The organism is Halobacillus litoralis (assembly GCF_020171725.1).
In the GTDB taxonomy this organism is placed as follows: Bacteria; Bacillota; Bacilli; order Bacillales; family Halobacillaceae; genus Halobacillus; species Halobacillus litoralis_F.
In genome coordinates, this window is the sequence record NZ_JAIVAJ010000001.1 from 233,900 (window position 1) to 254,078 (window position 20,179).

Genomic DNA, 20,179 nt, shown 5'->3' on the forward strand with positions numbered 1-20,179 from the left:
AGTAACAAAAGATAACGCTTACATTAATTACATGATAGAGAAAAAAGGGGTTGTTGTTGATGGGTATTATTTTGATGTTCATGCTTTTGTCTACGGTCACACCATTCTTATTCATTAGACTTAGGAAGCCATCTATGGCCCTTGCACAAACGGTTCTTTTAGTCGGCATGTGGGTGTATTACTTCCAAGTTCTGTTCTTCACTGTACCAGTAGCTTTCTCACCAACATGGATTATGTTTTATTTAGGACTTGTCGGTGCTTGGGTTGCCTGGGTTATGTTTATCATCACGACGGTTGAAGAAAGCCCTGCCTTTAAAGAAACCATTAAAGATATGGTCAAATCCTAACACTTTACAAATACAAAAAAGCCCTCTCTTCTTCGGAAGAAAGGGCTTTTTATTTATGGGCTCGAAATGTTCATGAAGCCTTGTTAGCTGCTAAAAACGGCTCCATGACGAGTTTTGCTTACTGCTCTTCAGGCTGAATGCGGAACAATTGAATAACCGCTTGTACAAACGCAAGCGCCGTAATAACCAGGAGCAACACCTTCGGCTCATAAGAAGCGTACAAATAACCACTCAGGGAGAATGCTGTCAATATGACACAAAGAACGAATCCGACTAGATGCTTCCAAGACCACCCTACAGATGATCTGTTTTTCTCAAGTTGCTTTTGTTCCATGTTCATTCTCCTCTTTTGTGATTTATTCGCCGTGATTACTATGCTCTTCGTGCTGTTCGTTACCGCCGTGGTCGCCACCATGCATATCACCGTGGTCAAACCCGAAGGACATCGTGAATAGTGAGCCTGCGACAACGATTGCAGCGAGTGCAAAACCGTGGAACATCATATTCCATGGAACGTGCCCACCGCCGCTTGATTTTTCTGTAATGTGCATGAACATGAACAATTGAACTCCCGCCTGCAAGAAGGCAAGAACAAAAATGCTGATGATTATCCACATGGTAGGCAGCGCTGAACCGATAACGGCCCAGGCTGCAATAAGTGTCATGACAAGCGACAGTAGAAATCCTATAACGTGTTGAGTTGGGACTTTCTTATTTGTATCTGCCATATTAAAGCACCATCCCTGTGAGGTAGATACCTGTGAAAATAAAGATCCAAATGACGTCAAGGAAGTGCCAGTATAAGCTGACAACAAAGAACTTACGGCTTGTGACATTCGTCAGGCCACGTTGCTTCAGTTGGATCAGCAGACAGATGGCCCAGCCAATTCCAAGCGTAACGTGAAGCCCGTGGGTCCCAGCTAAGACAAAGAACGCTGACCAATAAGCACTGGAAGGAAGCGTCGCTCCCTCATGTACATAGTGGTTAAATTCATAGATTTCCAGTCCAAGGAACCCAAGCCCTAGAACAAGCGTAATGATCAGCCACGTAGCCAATCCTTTTGCATTTCCTTTTCTCATTTCATGTACAGCAATCCCACAAGTGAAACTACTCGTCAGCAATAAGAAGGTCATGACAAGGGTCATCCCTACCCCTGATTGGAACAGTTCACTAGGAGCAGGCGCATCAGCTGTACGTCCGAACAGCACGGCATACGTCGCAAACAGTGTTGCGAAAAGAACGACCTCGGCACCAAGAAAGATCCAGAATCCTAGGATCCCCATCCTACCTTCTTGTGAACGGTATTCTAATGGTCCTGATTTTAATTCTTCTGCAGCCATCTTATAACCCCCTTGCCTTACGCTCGGTGCGTTTGATTTCGTCTACTGGAACATAATAGCCGTCATCATAGTCAAAGGAACGATAGATCATGCTGCCGACTGCAAGAAGCAAGCCGACGATGGCTAACGGAATCCATTCAAAGATGAGGGCGAAGCTGGCGAAGGCCAGGAAGCCCATCATAATGATCGGTTGTCCAGTATAGCTCGGCATGTGGATCGGCTTCAATTTCTTCTCATCGAAGGTTGTCTTTCCTTCTTCTTTCATACGTACGTATGGATCGATTTCATCAACATACGGTACGGTTGCAAAGTTGTAGAACGGTACCGGTGTCGTAGTCGACCATTCAAGTGTACGGCCGTGTCCCCAAGCGTCACCTGTTTTCTCACGCTCGCTGTAACGGTAGCTGTAGTAGATGTTGAAGACGAATACAGCAAAACCAGCACCCATTCCGAATGCACCGACTGTAGAAATGACGTTAAGCGGCAGCCATTCGGCAATGTTTGTTACGAACAAACGACGCGGCATTCCGTCCAGTCCAAGGAAGTACTGCGGGAAGAAGCAGACGTGGAAGCCGATTAAGAACAACCAGAATGCCCATTTTCCGATTCGTTCGTTCATCTTGTGACCGAACATTTTCGGATACCAGTACACGAGACCAGCGAAGCAGGCGAATACTGTACCTGCGATCAATACGTAGTGGAAGTGCGCAACCAGGAAGTAGGAGTTGTGGAACTGATAGTCGGCTGCTGCCATTCCAAGCATTACCCCTGTCACTCCTCCTAAGATAAAGCTAGGGATAAACGCAAGTGACCATAACATCGGCACTGTAAATTCAATTTTCGATTTATATAAGGTTCCGAGCCAGTTGAATATCTTAACTCCGGTTGGAACCGCAATTAACATTGTGGATACAGAGAATACAGAGTTAACGAATGCACCCGCTCCCATGGTGAAGAAGTGGTGTACCCATACGATAAAGCTGAGAAGGGCAATGATGATCATTGACCAAACCATCGCACTGTATCCGAACAGGCGTTTTTTCGCAAATGTTGCAATGACCTCGGAAAAGATACCGAAGGCAGGGAGTATGACAATGTAAACTTCCGGGTGACCCCACATCCAGAAGAGGTTGGCCCACATCATCGGAAGTCCTTCCCCTGTCAGGGTAAAGAATTGAGAACCGAAAATACGGTCAATTGTAAGTAGTGCAAGAGCTACCGTAAGAATCGGGAAAGCAAATACGATGATGAAACATGTTACAAGCGTCGACCATGTGAAGATCGGCATGTGGAACAGTTTCATTCCAGGTGCACGCATCTTCAGTATGGTCACCATCAAGTTGATTCCCGTAGCCAATGTACCAATACCAGAAAGCTGAAGTCCCATCAGGTAGAAGTTCTGACCTGGTCCCGGACTCATCGCCGCTCCGGCAAGTGGTGTATAACTTGTCCATCCGGCATCAGGTGAACCCCCGATTACGAATGAAATGTTGAACAACATCGCTCCTAAGAAGAACGACCAGAAGCTGAGTGCGTTCACAAATGGAAACGCGAAGTCACGAGCTCCGATTTGCAATGGAACAATGATGTTCATAAGACCAATCAAGAACGGCATCGCCATGAAAATGATCATGACCGTTCCGTGTGTTGTAAAGATTTCGTTATAGTGCTGGGCATTTAAGAATTCCAAGCTTGGAAAGGCAAGCTGCATTCTCATCATTAAGGCGTCGGCTCCTCCACGGAACAACATCACTAACGCACTTAAGATGTACATAATACCGATTTTTTTGTGGTCGACGGTTGTCAACCATTCACGCCACAGCCAACCCCAGCGCTTGAAATATGTCAAAAGGAAAATGATTGCGGCCGAAACGAGCGCGATGGAAACCATTCCCGCATAAATCAGGGGTTCGCCTGTGACAAAGAATTCATCTAAAGCCATTGATCTTCACCTGCTTTCTTAATCGAATGTTTCCTGACGTTCAATGTCTTCAGGATATAAGTGGAGCTTCGCATCATAAAGCTCACGGAAGTTTTCAATCGTGTAGCCCATGCCTTCGTTCGTATGGTGCTTCACATAATCCAAGTGTGTAGAAGAAAATGCCGTTTTTTCCGTTAAGCCCGGCTTCAATAACTCATCGTATTGTTCTTGAGTCAGCTCTGGTGATTCGGTTTGAATCTCTTCTACCCATGCGTTGAAGTCTTCTTCCTCCTCCGCATGAACCTTGAACGTTTGGAAGGCAAATCCTTCTCCGTTGAAGTTCGAGTTACGACCATCGTAAACGCCGACTTCATCGGCTTGAAGGTAAAGCTTCGTCATCATACCGGCCATATTATACTTTTGTCCACCAAGAGCTGGAATCCACAGTGCTGTCATCGCATCAGCTGAAGTCAGCTTGAACTCGATCGGACGATCGGTTGGTATGTGAAGATAGTTCACCGTTTCGATATCCTGCTCTGGATAGCTGAAGAACCATTTCCAATCCGCTGTCGTAGCGTGTATCACAAGTGGTTCTTCAGTTGTTTGGTTCTCTGTAACCGGTGGTTTTTCGAGATCAAACAACGTCGTAACAGTAGGTATTGATAATAGAGTGACAATAATGATAGGTATAACTGTCCAAACAATCTCGATCATCGTGTTTCCATGAAGATTCGGATCATAATCGCTGTCTTTTCGTCCTGGGCGATCCCTATATTTAATAATCATATAGGCGAAGAGCGCGAAGACGACCACGATAATCCCCAACATGAACCAAAGGGAATACATAATTAGATCATATTGACTTTGTGCAACTGGTCCCTTCGGATTGAGAACAGTCATTTGCCCACATCCGCTTAAAAATACTATTAAACTCAGTGGAAGTAACCCTAACCATTTCGGAAGTGGTTTAGATTTCATTGGGTTTAACCCTCCTAACAAACAATTTTTATATAAGTACGCGATGAAACGTTACAGTACCCACATGGGCTTGATTGATTATATCAAAATTTGTCGCCTGCGAAGCTTTGTTCGTTATTTTGTCATACAATGTTCAAGATTTAATGAAAGTTTAGTCACAAATTATACGCTTTCAAGGAAGATTAAGGGTTTTTGGTTAGTATTTAACTGGGATTTGAGTGGGTTTATAACAATTTATGGTGGGATCACTCCTCAGGCAGCAAGCACAGTGGCACTATGCTCCTTATTCCTTTTACAAAAAAAACAAAACACGATTTCGGCAAATCAAATCGTGTTTTGCTTAAACTTCTCATGTGTCGCCATATTAATGAAGAAAGACGTTCAAGAGTCAAATGGATTTCACCCATATGACAGCCCCCATCGGATGTTCATACGCTATCGGTTCTGAATAGAGCCTTGGATTCTCAAAAATCCATGCGTGCGTATGCTTATAGGGAAGCTCCTCACAGTGTTCTCTTTCGACACAATGAAATGCATGGCTCTCTTTATATGAATCCAAACTCAGCGGCCGACTACCTACGAGGTCGACTTCCCCGTACACATGCCCGGTCCCACTTTTGATCAAGCCGATGGTCCCTCTCGTCTTCGTATTCATGCCTCTGATCTCCCATGTCTTCCTTCCATCTAATATGTAGTCAATCCATGGTGATTTAATGATCAATCCTTTCATATCATTCTCCTCTCTAATCGGTGTACATTGTAATCATATCCATCAACCTATTACGGTCGTCGGTTTCGACTCCTTCAGACAACCTTCCTGCTGCCATAATCGGCGTCCATTGATGGATATCGTGAATATCTACTTCTGAGCCTTTGCAATATAGATCAAGATAACGATCTGCTAACTCTCTGGAAAAAGAAAGATACAGGAGGTACGTTCTGCTGACGTCCGCAAGAGGTGACCCAACTGTGGCATCCACCCAATCGATAATCGTATATTCCGGTTTCGTACAAATAATATTATGCAAATGAAAGTCTCCATGACAAAGCATTCGACCACCAGCCTGAATAGTCAATTTCTCAAGCAGTCTTTCTTTCCTGCTTTCGTCCAAATCGTTCAAAGCCGTGATTTGATTGTGAAGCTTGTCACTCATGCTTTCCAATCCTTCCACTTTCATTGAATGAATCTTCTTCTGTATTTGAATCGATGTGATAAGAAGTTCCTGCTGCCTCTCCGGAGATGCTAAAAACAAATCTCCAAGCGTATCTCCTTGTAAAAACTCCATCTCAATGGCCTGTCTTCCATTGATGGAGGTGATACCGTATACTTCCGGCACCGGAACCCCCATGGAATGCACGAGCGATTGTTTCTCCGCTTCCTTATGTGCTTCTCCATCTGGCAGGTACTCTTTGAAAACCTTCCATATTCTATTGCCCTTTCTAAAAACATCTGCCGTGTTTCCCCTCGCAATATACTCGCCTTGATCCGAACCACTTCCTTTATTCACCCCTACCATGAACAAGGTCCTCCAAGTGTTCTCTTTGTGATCGGTTCCTAAAGACGTCCAGTTCGTCTGCAACCTTCATCGCAAAAGGAGCATAAGCGAAGCCGTTTGCCGTAATGATATGCTGATCGACCTCCACCGGATTCCCTGTGTACCTGCTTCCTTCAAAGACATCCATATGATGTTCATATGTGTGCGGTAGACAAGTGAACGATCGCCCATTGAGAACTCCAGCTTCCCCGAGCCATACAGCTGATGCACAGATAGACGCAATCAAAACCTTATTCTCATCCGCCTTTTGCAGTACATTCAGCACTCCCTCTTCTTTCACGAAATGATCTCCACCAGGAATTACGATTGCTTGATAGTCGGAAACATCGATTTCCTTCAAGGTATGAGTCGGTTCGGTCACCAAACCACCGAGGCTTCTGACCTTTTGATCCTTTACAGTCACTGTATCGACTATAGCTCCACCTACTTTTGACAATAAAAAGAGAGCATGCCCGACTTCGAAATCAGCATAGCCGGGATGCCCTATACATAATACCTTCAATTAGAACCCTCCATTCGATCTTCTCATGATAGAATTCGACAGGATGATTTCATTTCCTCTATTTTACTTTAAAGTGACTCGTACTCGTCTCTAAACTGGCGGACGTTTCCTGAAGTCCTCCTAACGCCGAACGGAGCTGGTTGGAATAGTCCACCTGGCTTTGAACATGCTCATTTACGACGTCCACTTCCTGGTTCAATGCTGATGATGAGTCATTGACCTCAGAGACGGCGTTGACAATTTCGTGGATGCCGTCAGTGATTTCTGTAATTGATTGTGTGATGTCTGAAATCTGACCGACCAGTGACGAGCTTGATCCTGATATATCCTGGAAAATTTTCTGGGTTTCATCCGACTGGTGGTCCGTTTTCTTGAGTGTGTATGCGAACGTATCAACTCCATCTAATACATCGTCCGTTGATCCCTGCACCCGTTCCATCAGCGTCACGATTTGATTGGAGAACCCTTCTGTCTGTGCACTCAGCTTCCGAATCTCCTCCGCAACCACCGCAAATCCTTTCCCTGCCTCCCCTGCTCGTGCAGCTTCAATGGATGCATTCAATGAAAGGAGATTGGTATTGGTGGTGATCTCATTGATCTGCCCTAGAAACGATTTGGCTTCATCAATCGTAACGGCAATCTGATCGACTTTTGTTTTCAAGTCTTCCAGCTCGTTTACGGTCGAATGGGAAGACTGTTTCAAATCCGTCACGATTGTAGCTCCATTTATAGCCTTTCCATTCATATTCTCAGCGTTCGTACGAATCTGATTGATGTGAGCTTTGATTTCTTCAAAGCTTGCCGATGACTGTTCTGTCACGGCGGAAATCGCGGACACATGATCGTATTGAGAAGCGATATTCTCTTTTATTTTCTCAGTTTCCCTCTGGATACTCTTTGAACGTGTCAGGTTTTCGTCCGACTCATGGATGGCCTCTTCTGATACAGCGGCAACGAGCCGGCTCGCTTGATTACTCGATTGAAGGAGTATCGTCAGATGTTCTCCCATTTCCTTCAGGGAAGTATCAATTTTTCCAAATTCATCTCTACGCTTCTTTGCGTTTGATTCGTACGTGAAGTCCCCTTCCGAATACGCTTTGATTCTGTGATAGACCATCGTAACCCCGTTGTTCAGATGGCGGCCGAAGAAGATGACCATCACAACCGGGAAAATGACCAGTCCCCCTATCGTCAACCATAAAACACGTGATGTTCTTGTCGTCATGGTACTGACGTGATCATTCTGTTCTTGGACAAGTGCATTGATGTATGGACCTACACTCGCTTCGATTGTATCGATATAGTCTTTAGCGTTCGTCAAATTGGCATTCGTCTTGATCAAGATGACATCACGGCTCGATGCTGCTGTCATGGGAGCCAAATGATTTATGTAAGATTCATTTAATAAACGGTGTACCTCTGAAATGTAGCTGGTGTATTTCTTCAGCTCACTGTCTTCATTAAATTGCGGAATGACGTTCTCTATATTTTCTCCTGTCGTCTCAAGCTTCACCTCGAGCTCCGAGATTTTTTCTTCGTCATATCCCGTCGTCACGATATCAAACACACTGATTTCGATATCATAAAGCTGTTCTTTGATCGATTCATAATCTTCCTTCAAATGATTGAGTTGATTCATTTCATCAATCGCTGCGCTTACGTTCTCATTGCTTTGAATAATGAAAACACCAGCAGCACCAATAAATAGAGTCAGAACCAATAATACGACCATAAGCTTATGTATAATTTTCAACCCTGTTCCCCCTCACCCATTCCATGAAACCGTTTGCACGAATGGTTGTTGAGTCTATTTAACCAAATAACGGATGCGCTGTCAATATGAGTTTAGGACCTTTAGTTTAGTCTTTCTCACAAAAAAAAGCCCCCTACTAAAGGGTGGCTTCTAGAAATATCCGTGTTCTATCGAAAGGTGAACATGGATGTTCTCAAGCATTACGATATTTCGCATACTTGATTTCATTATAGTATTTTTCGAAATCGGGAAGCCCCATTTCCTTTGCAATCCTCAATTCTTTCTCACGATCATACTCCACCCTTACAAACTGGATGGAGTTCGTTCCGCTCGAACCATCGAGAATACCATATGACGCCGAGGTTAAATCTAGAGAATTCCCCACACTTCCGACATTACAGAGAATACCGGAATGATAGGTTTGCAAAAACGTCGTATGGATATCCGCATAGATCACCATATCCGGCGTGCGGTCACCGCTGTTCGTATAGTCACTTGCATCGAACATTGAAAGACGCTTCTCTATATCATGCCACGGGAGTATCCGTTCAAATTCACTTCTCGGTGAAGCGTGAAACATGCGGATCAACTCACCATTCAACTCCAGGTCAATGTGAAATTCAAGCGATTTCAAATAAGAGAAGTCTTCATTCGTCATCCTCGTCTGAAACCATTTGAGAAAGTCACTGTCTGTTTCACTTTGAATGAACACGTCCCAGTTTCCACGTATGACCCGTTCACACGTTTTCTGAATAAGATCGATACACTTCGAGCCTTGAGGGCCTTTCCCTATGATATCTCCTAAACAGAAAATGCGTGTAATCCCACGTGTCTCTATATCAGATAGAACAGCCTCAAGTGCTGTTGCATTACCATGTGTATCTGCGATGATTGCAATTTTCGACATCTTCATCCTCCTCGTGTCATTCTATACCCTGCTCTAGTGGGATCAACTCCGCCCTGCAGCACTTTTCATAAAATTCGATCGGGCCAGCCTGACCGATGATCACTTCTTTGTATCCTGCTTGTTTCATTTTGTGTAGTGCGTGGATGAGAAGAGCTCGCCCGACCCCCTTTTCGCGGTGGTCATTCGAGGTACCCATAGGACCAAACCATCCGTTTCGATGATCAAACACATCATAACAGGCAAAACCGTGAATATGTCCTTCCTTTTGATAGATAAACACCGGTGGGTCCTGCCGGTTTTCATATGCTTGTTCCACTTGAGACGCCCATCTCTCTCCAAACTGATTGCGAATCCATGACAGTAGCGCCTCTTTTTCAGAACGGTCTACTCTATGTACTGGGCCGGCCATTTCTGTTGGGAGAGTCGTCAGGTCACAGTGTAGATCCCGCGGCATACAGGAGACCCTTTTTAGATCATTTTTCAAATCAGTGTTCAACAGACCATCGAGGTCACCACTATCCAAGATCGCCTGCATAAGATGCCCTTCTTGCAGCTGCACTTGGTTGTACCGCTTTCGATAGAATGCAGCATCTTTATAATAATCCTTGGAAACTGGAGGGTTCTCCGCCTGCCACCATCCAGGTGAAAGGTGGTGGTCAAGAAGCTGCCTGATCTCGAAACAGACACCTGTCCCTTCTTTATAGAAGGCGTGAAGCAGCGGAACAGCACCATCACCATCAGCTAAGGCTTTTATTCGCTTCATTCTGGACGTCAACTTCATTCGAAAAACTCCATATGAGGCTTCTGTTTTTTATAGTAGCGGATTCTGTCCTCCAGTGTACCTGTGTGGAACTCGAACTTATGGCCGTCGGGGTCAAGGAAGTACACTGACTTTTTATCCCTCACGTCTCGATCCCTTCCATTTAAGATTGTCACGCCTTTATCCTCGAGCTTTTGGACAGCCTCCTCAAACCGATCTTCATCTACCAACAAGGCTGTGTGCGTATAGTCGTTCCTGTTCCGTTCCACGCCCTTTTCTTCATTCAATGCAAGCCAGGTTCCCTGAAGATCGAAATAGGCCGTGGTCCTCCCTTTCACTAGAAGCTTCGCCTCAAGCACTTCCTCATAAAATGGTATGGAGTGCTCAAGGTCTTCTACTGAAAACAACAAGTGATTGATTCCATTAATCATCTTCGGTCTCCTTTCTGCAGCCAGTCCACGAAATCTGCATGTCCCGGCACTAACTGATGTGTCTCTTCGAGCGGCATCCAGTAAAAGTGAAACGTCAGCTTTTTCTCCGCTCCGCCTCCCGTAGGCTTATGTGTCCAATGATCAGGAGCCTCTTTGCAAATCAAATGATAGAAGAATCGATGGTGGACACGTCCATCGTCTGCCTCCCAAAGGTCATCTGCAATCAAACGGGGCATGAGTTCCTCAGTTAAACCCGTTTCCTCCTTTATTTCCCGTATAACAGCCTGCCAGGTTGTTTCAAAATCCTCGACCGTCCCTTTTGGAACTTGTATGCCCGCCTCTTGCATGACATGCCGAAAGACCAAGAGTTCTTCTTCCCGTGTGATATACGCATAAGCTTTGCGAATGACACCTCCACCCTTCACTTCAGGTTTCAATCCGGACCACTCCCTTCTATTCTTGTAAAATTATAACACCTCACAGTCGCATCAGGGTATGAATATACAAAGGATGGACCTTCAACAGCTAGATAGATAAGACTATTTTTAATCCTTTATCAATTTAGTCAGTTGAATGATTAAATCGTGTTTAACTCCTATTTATGTATAAACATAATCCTAAATACTCAGCATTGATGGAAGATTCATCGTTTATTTTACTCAATTTGAATGGCGATTCAGATTACTCTTTCTTTTGTCGAAAATTGTCGTACTATGTATAATTGCTCTCATACTTTTTAAATACATAAAGGAGGAAAAAAATATGAAGAAAATAGTACTTAGCTTAGTCCTTCTCTCAACCGCGTTCTTAGCCGCGTGTTATGGTGGAGGATCTGATTCATCCGATGCGAAGAGCGCTTCCAGTGATGAAATGAAACAAGAATTGAATCTCGTTGCCGGAGCGGAGATCCCGTCTCTTGACTCTTCCCTCGGTATTGACGAAATTGCCTCTCAATGGCTTGGTTCTACAAAAGACGGACTTTACCGCCTTGGACCAGACAGCACACCTGAACCTGGTATTGCCAAAAGCCATGAGATCAGTGAAGATGGTCTGAATTGGACATTTGAACTCCGTGAAGATGCGGTTTGGTCAAATGGTGAACCTGTTACAGCCCACGATTTCGTGTTCGCTTGGCAGCGTGCCGTCGATCCTGACACGGGATCTGAGTATGGCCCGTACATGATGAACGGCGTCATCAAAAATGCCAAAGAGGTTTCTGAAGGTGAAATGGAAGTTGACGCACTAGGCGTGAAAGCTGTAGACGATTACACATTCGCCGTAACTCTCGCGAAACCTGTCCCTTACTTCGAATCCATGGTCGCGTTCCCTACATTCCTGCCGATGAACGAAGCATTCGTAACCGAGCAGGGCGATCAGTACGCAATGGAAGCTGAGAACATCCTGTCTAACGGTCCATTCAAAATGACAGAGTGGAACCAGGGTGAAGGCTGGACCGTTGTGAAAAATGAAGATTACTGGGATGCAGATGAAGTACAACTTGAACAAATTAACGTCAAAGTCGTGAAAGATACGGCTGCTGGTGTCAACCTTTATCAAACAGATGCGATCGACCAAGTAGGACTGACATCCGAATTCGTTGATCAGTACCGTACATCTGATGAGTTCAACATTGAAAAAGCACCCGTCACATTCTTCTTGAAAATGAATCAGGAAAACGAAGTGCTTCAAAACAAAAAAGCCCGTCAGGCGATTCAGTACATCATCGACCGTGAGAGCATGGTAGACGTGATCCTGAACGATGGTTCTGAAGCGGTAGACGGTATTGTACCAAGTGATTTCGTTTCACACCCTGAATCAGGCGAAGACTTCCGTGACTTGAACGATGGCCTGATCGAATACAACCCAGAAAAAGCTCAACAGCTTTGGACAGAAGCAAAGCAGGAGCTTGGCATTGAATCAACAGAACTCCGCTTCCTTGGTGGAGACACGGAAGTTTCTAAGAATATGGATGCTTACTTGAAAGACCAGCTTGAAAAACTGGAAGGTCTGACGGTCAAAATTGAAAGTGTACCATTCAAAGTCCGTCTGCAGCGTGATAAGAACATGAACTACGACCTGCAGAACTTCGGCTGGGGACCTGACTATCTTGATGCCTACAGTTTCCTGAACATGTGGATGACAGATGGTGGGAACAACAAAACCGGCTACTCCAGCGAAACGTACGACAGCTTGATCAACCAAGCTTCTGGTGAGCTTGCACTGAAGCCAGCTGAACGTTTCGACACACTTGTAGAAGCTGAACGCCTTCTTATTGAAGAAGACGCAGTCCTCGCTCCTCTTTATCAAGATGGTGTCGCACAGATGCGTAAATCGTATTTGAAGAACGTAACCTCTAACCCAATGGGTGCAGAGTACACGTATAAATACGCTTATATCGAAAAATAAAGCGAAAGACTCTCCCACATGATGTGGGAGAGTCTTTTTTTCTAATCGTATGACCACCCATGTGTTTTACCAAGTCGACCTGCGGGAATGAAAATGGTGAACCCAATTTTGAAGGAGGTACAACATGGCTGATCAAAAAGGTTTAAGCGATAAAGTAAAAGGCGCCGTAAACAAAGTAAAAGGCGAAGCAAAAGATCAAGTAGGCAACGCTAAGGACGATCCAAAGATGCAGCATGAAGGACAAAAAGACAAGACAAAAGGTCAGATTCAGGAAAACGCCGGAAAGGCGAAAGAAAATAGAGCGAATCAGTAGCAGATCGCATGATATGAAGAATACACTATACCTAAGAAAGCCCCTGAATCCGACTCAGGGGCTTTCTATTTTATGATTAAATAACGCCTGCAGATCGCTTTTCCAAAGTATACATTTTCTCTTGAACGGCATGAGTCATGAAGTCGTTCCAGTGCGTATGTACCGTATGTTTATAAATGAAATAGTCCAAGAAATAGTGATCGATCTCCATCACATGTTTATAACAGCTCAAATCGATATTCGGCATCCGATTGAAAAATGCTTCTTGGGAAGAAAAAACGGTATTCGTTCTAATAAATGTATCATCTAGGACGTCTTCAAGGGTAAAATCAGCTTCATTGAACGCATCAATCTTGCGACGGCGGCTCAACCTTCGTTCTTTCAAGTCATGAAAAGCCATCCGAACTACCCACTTAAACATTACCATTCCCCCTTCTTACTTGATATAATTCGACAAAAAAAGAAGAATCCCTTCTAATGACCTAGTCATTTTTTCACCCGTTAGTGTGATTTTTATATCCTCACCCTGGATCATTTCCATTTCTCTCACAATTCCTCACAAAAACGTGACCTTCCGAAAAAAGAAAGGTCACGTTTTCTAGAAGGATAATTTTACACAATCGATGTGCACACAACCATACATCAAGGTTATTTTTTTGTAATTCACTCAACCAGTCAAAATTTCTTCATCCGGATACTTGATCGGATCTGGCCTCTGTTTGGCAAATGCGAACGCGAATGTCAGCGGTCCGAGCTTACCAATCAGCATCGTCAATATAATCGTTATTTTTCCGATCAAGGTCAAATTTCCCGTAAGCCCCAAAGAAAGCCCGACGGTGCCAAAAGCGGAGACCCCTTCGAATAGAATCATCAGAAACGGAGCGTCCTCAGTCAGGTTCAAAATAAACACCGTCATCATCACGACCATTGTACTTCCGACCGTCAGTGCCAGCGCCTTCATAATAATGTGTTGAGAAATGTTGCGCTCCATCACGGTCACATGCTGACGTTCTCTGAAAAAGAAGTAAGCTGCAAGGAAAATCACAAGAGCAGTCGTCAACTTAATCCCACCTGCTGTCGACGTACTCCCTCCACCGATGAACATTAAAAGGATGGTAAAGAAAATCGATGACTCTTCCATTGACGCGATATCAATCGTGTTAAATCCTGCCGTCCTCGGTGTTACCGCTTGAAAATATGCAGCCTGTACCTTTCCGAAGTTCGATAACGCTCCGATTGTATCCGCGTTGTTGTATTCAAGCAGGAGAAGGACAAGGAAACTGATGATGTTCAGTCCAAGGGTACCGACAATCATCAATTTGGTTTGAAGCATCAGCTTCTTGAATTCCTTCGTTTTCCACATATCAAACACAACGGTGAACCCTACTCCGCCGACGATAAATAGAAACGTGATGACAATGTTGACAACAGGGCTCACCACGTAATCGGATAAACTGTTCGACCAAATCGAGAATCCAGCATTGTTAAAAGCGGATATAGCATGGAAAACACTTGCATAAATGCCGTTAAACCATCCCATTTCAGGCACCCATTTTATCGAAAGGAAAACCACTGCGATCAGTTCCATTACGATAGAAAAAAGGAACAATTTCTTCGCAAGACGGACCACTCCGCCGATGGTAGGCTGGTTCAACGCCTGCTTGATCAATAACCGCTGTTTCAGCCCGATTTTTTTCCCGACCGCGATATAAATAAGTACAGCAAACGTCATGATGCCAATCCCACCCAATTGGATCAATGCCAGTATGACGATTTGTCCAAATAACGTAAAAGCACTTCCTGTATCCACAACGACTAGCCCCGTTACCGTCATCGCTGACGTAGCAGTAAAGAGCGCATCGATAAACGAGATGCCCTCTGTCGTTGAAACGGGAAGCATAAGTAAGAATGTCCCGGCCATGATGAGTACGGAGAAAATGATAATGATCCACTGTGGAGGGTTCAATCTGCCAACCTTCATGATTCATACACCTGATTTCTGCAATGTAATATCCACATCATTCTATTCCTTTTCCCGTAAAAAGAAAAGAGTTATTTCATCTATTATTCGGATTGGCCGTTTGGTTATTCAAATAATGGTTTATGGATGTATGAATGATCCAACTGGCGATAATTGAGGGAATATACTTCGCATTTTTAAGGCTGACCATTATGACTTCATCGCATTAGAACGTACTTAATCCAAAAAAGAGGTTCCCCCATTGAATTAAAGGGAGAACCTCTTTTGTTATGACTGTATTTCAACCTACTGCCTCTCTCTTACCTTTCGACTATCCTCTTTCAGCCTATCATGATGTGCTGACACTAGAGCAATAAGAAAAACTTCCTCGATTACATTTCTGCATCAGGAACCGTGACGGACAGCTGCATCAAGCCATACAGTTCGTCATCTTCATTTCTCCACTCCAGGAAGGTTAAGTAAGATATGCTTTTATTCGCTTCACCAGCCACTTCAATCGTCAAATCCTCAGACGTTTCATCGATTCCTGTTGCTCCCTGCTGTTGACGATACGACAAATAAGAGGGCTCCTCCAACCCTTCTGGTACGACGACCTGGATCTTATCGCCGATTTCAGCAGGAATGCTGACAGGGTTGATCGATGGTGACATATTCGGTCGTTCTTGAATTTCCGCGCAGCCCTTCAGAGATGAACACGCGACGAAATAAGCCGGGTCATACATTTCTCCGTTCCATTCCAGCTGGACCTCTGACAACAGATCCTGATCCAGACTCTCCCCAGGCGTTGCTTCCTGTGAAGAGCAGCCAACTAATAGAATGCCTGCCACTAAAACAACAATGAATATTCTCATCTTTTTCAACTCTTTTCATCATTCTTTTCTACTACACCTATTTTAACAGGACGACACTATGTTCTGGCAAACGAAAAGAGGGTGGCATGCACCCTCTCTTGTTCCTTGCCTTGTTCATTCATACATCATGATCAAATCGACCTTTTCTTATAACAAAGATGGTTTTACGTCGATGATACTCTATTATCGACGTTTCGACCTCTGCTTACTGCTTAAACGTAGATTATATGCTTTTTATCTACGTTTCGACTGCTTCGGACTGACTAAACGTCGATGATTTCCGTTTTATCGACGTTTCAACTACTTCCCGCTGACTAAACGTCGATGATCTCATTCTAATCGACGCTCTGACCCGATAGCTCAGTCAAAATGTCGATAAAAGCATCTTTCTGCTTCCTCTAGATTAAGCGGCGACGTCATATCCCTGTTCTTCAATCGCATCTTTCATCTGAGGGAGTGTTGCTGGGTCTTCGTAGGTGACCTCTACATCTCCACTTGCTAAGTCGACGGCTACTTCCTTTACGCCTTCTACTTCTTTCAACGCGGTCGTCACCGCTTTTTCACAGTGGCCGCATGTCATACCTTCTACTTTGATCGTTGTTTGCATGTTGATCTCTCCTTATAACTTGACTCGTTTTAACCGTAGACTGTTACTCACAACAGAAACAGAGCTGAAGGCCATGGCTGCGCCGGCTACCCAAGGTGCTAACAGCCCTAGAGCCGCTACAGGTATGCCGGCCGAGTTATAGGCAAGCGCCCAGAACATGTTCTGTTTGATGTTCTTCATCGTCTGGTCACTGAGGCGGATCGCTTTCGCTACATTGACAAGGTCTCCGCTCATCAGGGTTACATCCGCCGTTTCAATGGCGACGTCCGTACCCGTGCCGATCGCCATTCCGATATCAGCGACAGCCAGGGAAGGGGCGTCGTTGATGCCATCTCCGACCATAGCGACCTTCTCTCCTTGAAGCTGCAGTTCCTTCACTTTTTCTGCCTTCTGTTCAGGCAGAACCTCTGCAAAGACCCCGTCGATTCCGACTTCACGCGCGATTGCTTCCGCCGTACGTTCGTTGTCTCCTGTCACCATATACACTTTCAAGCCGAGTTTTTTCATTTCAGCGATTGCCGCTTTAGAGGATTCTTTTACCGTATCCGCTACCGCAATGTACCCTCTCAAACTTCCTTCCACGGCTATGAACATGGCTGTCTTTCCTTGTTGCTCGAGTTTCCTGAACTGTTCTTCATATTCCTCGACGACTATATCGTTTTCCTCCATGAGCCTGCGCGTTCCGATCAGTACCTTCTCATCATTTACCGTTGCTTCAATACCGAAGCCAGGTTTCGCTTCGAAATGAGAAGCTTCAATACGGGCCGCGGACTGTCGTCCGTATCGGACAATCGCTTCTGCAAGTGGATGCTCGGATGGTGTCTCCGCCGCAACCACCAGCTCAAGCAGACGTTCTTCATCACCGAACGCTTCGAAATCCGTCACTTCAGGCTTCCCTTTCGTCACCGTACCGGTCTTATCGAGAAGGATCGTTGTAAGACTCTGGGTGCCTTCTAAATATTCGCCGCCTTTGAAAAGAATGCCCTGCTCGGCTCCTTTACCTGTACCAACCATAATCGATGTCGGCGTGGCAAGACCGAGGGCACAAGGGCAGGCGATGACGAGCACGGCGATCGCTGCTTCAAGCGCTCCAGTAAAGTCGCCGAAGAACAGCCAGACCACAAACGTCAATAGCGCAATACCGACGACAATCGGAACAAATACACCTGAAATACGGTCTGCTGTCCGTTGAATCGGCGCCTTGGAGCCTTGTGCCTCCTCCACGATTTTAACAATCCCTGCAAGTGCGGTGTCTCTCCCCACTTTTTCAGCTTCAATCTGAATCGTTCCATTCTGATTGATCGTGGCCCCGATCACAGCATCCTCCTCTGTCTTATCGACAGGGATGGACTCTCCTGTAATCATCGACTCGTCGACGGCCGAACGTCCTTTCACGATACGACCGTCAACTGGAATTTTTTCGCCTGGCTTCACAAGCAGCCGGTCGCCGACTTGTACCTGATCGACTGGAATGCGAACTTCGTCACCATTCCTTAGCACGGTCGCCTCTTTTGCCTGAAGGCTGAGAAGCTTAGTCAGCGCAGCCGTCGTACGCCCTTTAGCAAGCGTTTCAAACAGCTTCCCTACGAGAATGAGCGTAATCAGGACAGCACTCGTTTCGAAGTACAATTCTGGCATCATCCCCGGGTTCACCTGCCAGCGAATGGCTTCTTCCAAGCTGTAAAAATAGGCCGCTGACGTCCCGAGTGCGACGAGTACGTCCATATTGGCGCTTTTATTTTGCAGCGCACGGAACGCTCCTTTATAAAAAGGTGCACCGATATAAAATTGAACCGGCGTGGCGAGCGCAAATTGCAGCCACGGATTCATCAGAATGGATGGAACCGGAATGTTGCCGGGTAGGTGTCCAAACATCGTATATAGAAGTGGCAGGGAAAGAATAATCGAAAGGAATAGCTGTCTCTTTTTATGTTGAATCTCTTCCTCTTTATGAGCTTTTTGTTCTTCCCTGTCCTGCTTCAGGACCGCCTCATAGCCGAGCTTTTTCACTCTCGCCATCATGTCATCAACAGAAACGACATTCGGATTGTATTCGATAATGCCGCTCTCGGTCGTCAAATTGACATTCGCCTCCGCCACACCGTCAAGGCGTGACAGGCTCTTTTGAATACGTGTCGAACACGCGGCACACGTCATGCCATGGATGTCGAGCTCGACCTTTTCTTTCTGCACCCCGTATCCGAGCTTCTCAATTCGCTCTTCTATGTCCTTCGGGCTGATTTGCTGTTCGTCATACGTAATGGATGCTGACTCCATCGTCAAATTGACATTCGCCTCGACACCATCCATCTTGTTCAGAACTTTTTCAATGCGTGTAGAGCATGCCGAACACGTCATCCCCGTGACTTTCACGTTCATCTGGCTCATCTTATCCCCTCCTTATTTGGAGAATTGCTGAATGACCTTCATCAGCTCATCGATCGCCTCGTCACCTTCACCCTTTTTAATGGCATCGGCTACACAGTGATGGGTGTGGCGTTCCATCAAGGAATACCCTACCTTGTTCAGCGCTTTTGTGACAGCTGATATTTGAACTAAAGTATCGACACAGTACCGGTCTTCTTCGACCATTTTTTGTATACCTCTAATTTGTCCTTCAATCCGTTTCAAACGATTGTTGATGGCTTTCTTCTCCTCGTCGTTCCTCGGTTTAACAGGAGATTTTCCGCTATTCTCCGGCAGATCATGTTCACACATTCTAATCACCTCTTCTAATTCATACTATACCCCCGTAATGTATATACAGTCAAATTCTTTGCCCATGTTATGTTTAGCCACTTACATAGTGGGGGTATATTAATTCCAAAAAACGAGGTGTTGATATGTTAGCTATTATTTCTTGGATTGCCCTAGGACTCGGCATTCTTTCTTCCATTATCATAACAGTCGATATCATTCGTCATCCCCAGATGATGAAGATCATGAACATCGTCTGGCCAATCAACGGATGGTTTTTCGGTCCTTTTGCACTCTGGACATACTTCAAATGGGGAAAATTGAAAGCGAAAGACAATGACCGCGAAGACCACCGAGGCAGACCAGCCAAAGTGTTCGTTTCGACCAGTCACTGTTCTGCAGGCTGCTCATTTGGAGATGCTGTCGGTGTACCGATCGTTGCGCTCACCGGATTGACGATTGCGGGATCCACCCTATTCGCCCATTACGCTGTGGAATTCATTCTTGCTTATGCATTCGGTATTATCTTTCAATTTTTCGCGATTTATCCAATGAATCAAGAGCAGGGCGTCACCCATTCACTGAAAGCGGCCATCAAGGCAGACTCGCTATCCTTGATCGCCTTTGAAATTGGCATGTTCGGCTGGATGGCCATTGTGCATTTCGTCCTCTTCGCAGAACCACCGAAACCGACCGAAGCCACCTATTGGTTCATGATGCAGATTGCGATGATCCTCGGTTTTCTAACGAGTTACCCAGCAAACTGGATCCTCGTCAGGAAAGGGATCAAAGAAGAAATGTAAAACGATTTCGTGCTAAGATAGGGGA

General features: G+C 45.2%; 23 protein-coding genes. 4 read left to right on the forward strand and 19 right to left on the reverse strand.

The window, feature by feature from the left end; translation table 11 throughout:
* Positions 1-59 precede the first annotated feature (59 nt).
* Positions 60-347, forward strand: a complete 288-nt coding sequence (locus LCM20_RS01215) for a hypothetical protein (RefSeq protein WP_225193600.1) — start codon at positions 60-62, stop codon at positions 345-347.
* A gap of 118 nt (positions 348-465) precedes the next feature.
* Here LCM20_RS01215 and LCM20_RS01220 read toward each other — a convergent pair whose 3' ends face one another.
* From LCM20_RS01220 to LCM20_RS01280, 13 genes are all read right to left on the reverse strand, one after another.
* Positions 466-681 (reverse strand): hypothetical protein, encoded by a 216-nt coding sequence (locus LCM20_RS01220; RefSeq protein ID WP_225193601.1) that lies wholly within the window; start codon positions 679-681, stop codon positions 466-468.
* A gap of 22 nt (positions 682-703) precedes the next feature.
* Entirely contained in the window at positions 704-1,075 is a 372-nt protein-coding gene (gene qoxD / locus LCM20_RS01225; RefSeq protein WP_225193602.1) for a cytochrome aa3 quinol oxidase subunit IV, read from the reverse strand.
* A gap of 1 nt (position 1,076) precedes the next feature.
* Entirely contained in the window at positions 1,077-1,688 is a 612-nt protein-coding gene (gene qoxC, locus LCM20_RS01230) for a cytochrome aa3 quinol oxidase subunit III (RefSeq protein ID WP_225193603.1), read from the reverse strand.
* Between the two features lies 1 nt (position 1,689).
* Positions 1,690-3,630, reverse strand: a complete 1,941-nt coding sequence (gene qoxB, locus LCM20_RS01235; protein ID WP_225193604.1) for a cytochrome aa3 quinol oxidase subunit I — start codon at positions 3,628-3,630, stop codon at positions 1,690-1,692.
* Between the two features lie 18 nt (positions 3,631-3,648).
* The gene (qoxA, locus tag LCM20_RS01240) at positions 3,649-4,587 is read right to left on the reverse strand and encodes a cytochrome aa3 quinol oxidase subunit II (RefSeq protein ID WP_225193605.1); all 939 of its coding nucleotides are present in this window, start codon (positions 4,585-4,587) and stop codon (positions 3,649-3,651) included.
* A gap of 388 nt (positions 4,588-4,975) precedes the next feature.
* Positions 4,976-5,317, reverse strand: a complete 342-nt coding sequence (locus LCM20_RS01245; protein WP_225193606.1) for an ASCH domain-containing protein — start codon at positions 5,315-5,317, stop codon at positions 4,976-4,978.
* Between the two features lie 13 nt (positions 5,318-5,330).
* Entirely contained in the window at positions 5,331-6,104 is a 774-nt protein-coding gene (locus LCM20_RS01250; protein WP_225193607.1) for a phosphotransferase family protein, read from the reverse strand.
* On the reverse strand, positions 6,088-6,645 hold the full coding sequence (locus LCM20_RS01255; protein WP_225193608.1) for a DJ-1/PfpI family protein: 558 nt from the start codon (positions 6,643-6,645) through the stop codon (positions 6,088-6,090). The genes LCM20_RS01250 and LCM20_RS01255 overlap by 17 nt, the downstream gene beginning before the upstream one ends.
* A gap of 58 nt (positions 6,646-6,703) precedes the next feature.
* A complete protein-coding gene (locus LCM20_RS01260; RefSeq protein ID WP_225193609.1) occupies positions 6,704-8,398 on the reverse strand; it encodes a methyl-accepting chemotaxis protein in 1,695 nt (564 codons plus the stop codon).
* 193 nt (positions 8,399-8,591) lie between these two features.
* Positions 8,592-9,305, reverse strand: a complete 714-nt coding sequence (locus LCM20_RS01265; protein ID WP_225193610.1) for a metallophosphoesterase family protein — start codon at positions 9,303-9,305, stop codon at positions 8,592-8,594.
* 16 nt (positions 9,306-9,321) lie between these two features.
* Positions 9,322-10,086, reverse strand: a complete 765-nt coding sequence (locus tag LCM20_RS01270) for a GNAT family N-acetyltransferase (RefSeq protein WP_225193611.1) — start codon at positions 10,084-10,086, stop codon at positions 9,322-9,324.
* Entirely contained in the window at positions 10,083-10,496 is a 414-nt protein-coding gene (fosB, locus tag LCM20_RS01275; protein ID WP_225193612.1) for a metallothiol transferase FosB, read from the reverse strand. The genes LCM20_RS01270 and fosB overlap by 4 nt, the downstream gene beginning before the upstream one ends.
* Positions 10,493-10,933, reverse strand: coding sequence for an NUDIX hydrolase (locus LCM20_RS01280; RefSeq protein ID WP_225193613.1), 441 nt, complete (start codon positions 10,931-10,933; stop codon positions 10,493-10,495). Before LCM20_RS01280 ends, fosB begins: the two co-directional genes overlap by 4 nt.
* 325 nt (positions 10,934-11,258) lie before the next feature.
* Between LCM20_RS01280 and LCM20_RS01285 the strand changes: the two genes are divergently transcribed.
* Positions 11,259-12,902 carry a peptide ABC transporter substrate-binding protein gene (locus LCM20_RS01285; protein ID WP_225193614.1) on the forward strand — a complete coding sequence of 548 codons (1,644 nt, stop codon included), beginning with the start codon at positions 11,259-11,261 and terminating at the stop codon, positions 12,900-12,902.
* 124 nt (positions 12,903-13,026) lie between these two features.
* Positions 13,027-13,215, forward strand: a complete 189-nt coding sequence (locus tag LCM20_RS01290; protein WP_225193615.1) for a CsbD family protein — start codon at positions 13,027-13,029, stop codon at positions 13,213-13,215.
* Positions 13,216-13,291: 76 nt separating this feature from the next.
* On the opposite strand, the gene LCM20_RS01295 is transcribed toward LCM20_RS01290, so the two are convergent.
* The 6 genes from LCM20_RS01295 to LCM20_RS01320 all read right to left on the reverse strand — a co-directional run bounded on the left by LCM20_RS01295 (position 13,292) and on the right by LCM20_RS01320 (position 19,372).
* Positions 13,292-13,636: a hypothetical protein gene (locus LCM20_RS01295; protein WP_225193616.1), complete on the reverse strand. Its 345-nt coding sequence runs from the start codon at positions 13,634-13,636 to the stop codon at positions 13,292-13,294.
* 246 nt (positions 13,637-13,882) lie between these two features.
* The gene (locus LCM20_RS01300) at positions 13,883-15,196 is read right to left on the reverse strand and encodes a TrkH family potassium uptake protein (RefSeq protein WP_225193617.1); all 1,314 of its coding nucleotides are present in this window, start codon (positions 15,194-15,196) and stop codon (positions 13,883-13,885) included.
* A 371-nt stretch (positions 15,197-15,567) separates the two neighbouring features.
* Positions 15,568-16,047, reverse strand: a complete 480-nt coding sequence (locus tag LCM20_RS01305) for a hypothetical protein (RefSeq protein WP_225193618.1) — start codon at positions 16,045-16,047, stop codon at positions 15,568-15,570.
* 403 nt (positions 16,048-16,450) lie between these two features.
* Positions 16,451-16,654: a copper chaperone CopZ gene (copZ, locus tag LCM20_RS01310; RefSeq protein ID WP_225193619.1), complete on the reverse strand. Its 204-nt coding sequence runs from the start codon at positions 16,652-16,654 to the stop codon at positions 16,451-16,453.
* Between the two features lie 12 nt (positions 16,655-16,666).
* Complete coding sequence (locus LCM20_RS01315) at positions 16,667-19,042, reverse strand: heavy metal translocating P-type ATPase (protein WP_225193620.1); 2,376 nt, start codon at positions 19,040-19,042, stop codon at positions 16,667-16,669.
* 12 nt (positions 19,043-19,054) lie between these two features.
* Positions 19,055-19,372 carry a metal-sensing transcriptional repressor gene (locus LCM20_RS01320; protein WP_225193621.1) on the reverse strand — a complete coding sequence of 106 codons (318 nt, stop codon included), beginning with the start codon at positions 19,370-19,372 and terminating at the stop codon, positions 19,055-19,057.
* A gap of 125 nt (positions 19,373-19,497) precedes the next feature.
* Between LCM20_RS01320 and LCM20_RS01325 the strand changes: the two genes are divergently transcribed.
* Positions 19,498-20,154: a DUF4396 domain-containing protein gene (locus tag LCM20_RS01325; RefSeq protein ID WP_225193622.1), complete on the forward strand. Its 657-nt coding sequence runs from the start codon at positions 19,498-19,500 to the stop codon at positions 20,152-20,154.
* Positions 20,155-20,179 lie beyond the last annotated feature (25 nt).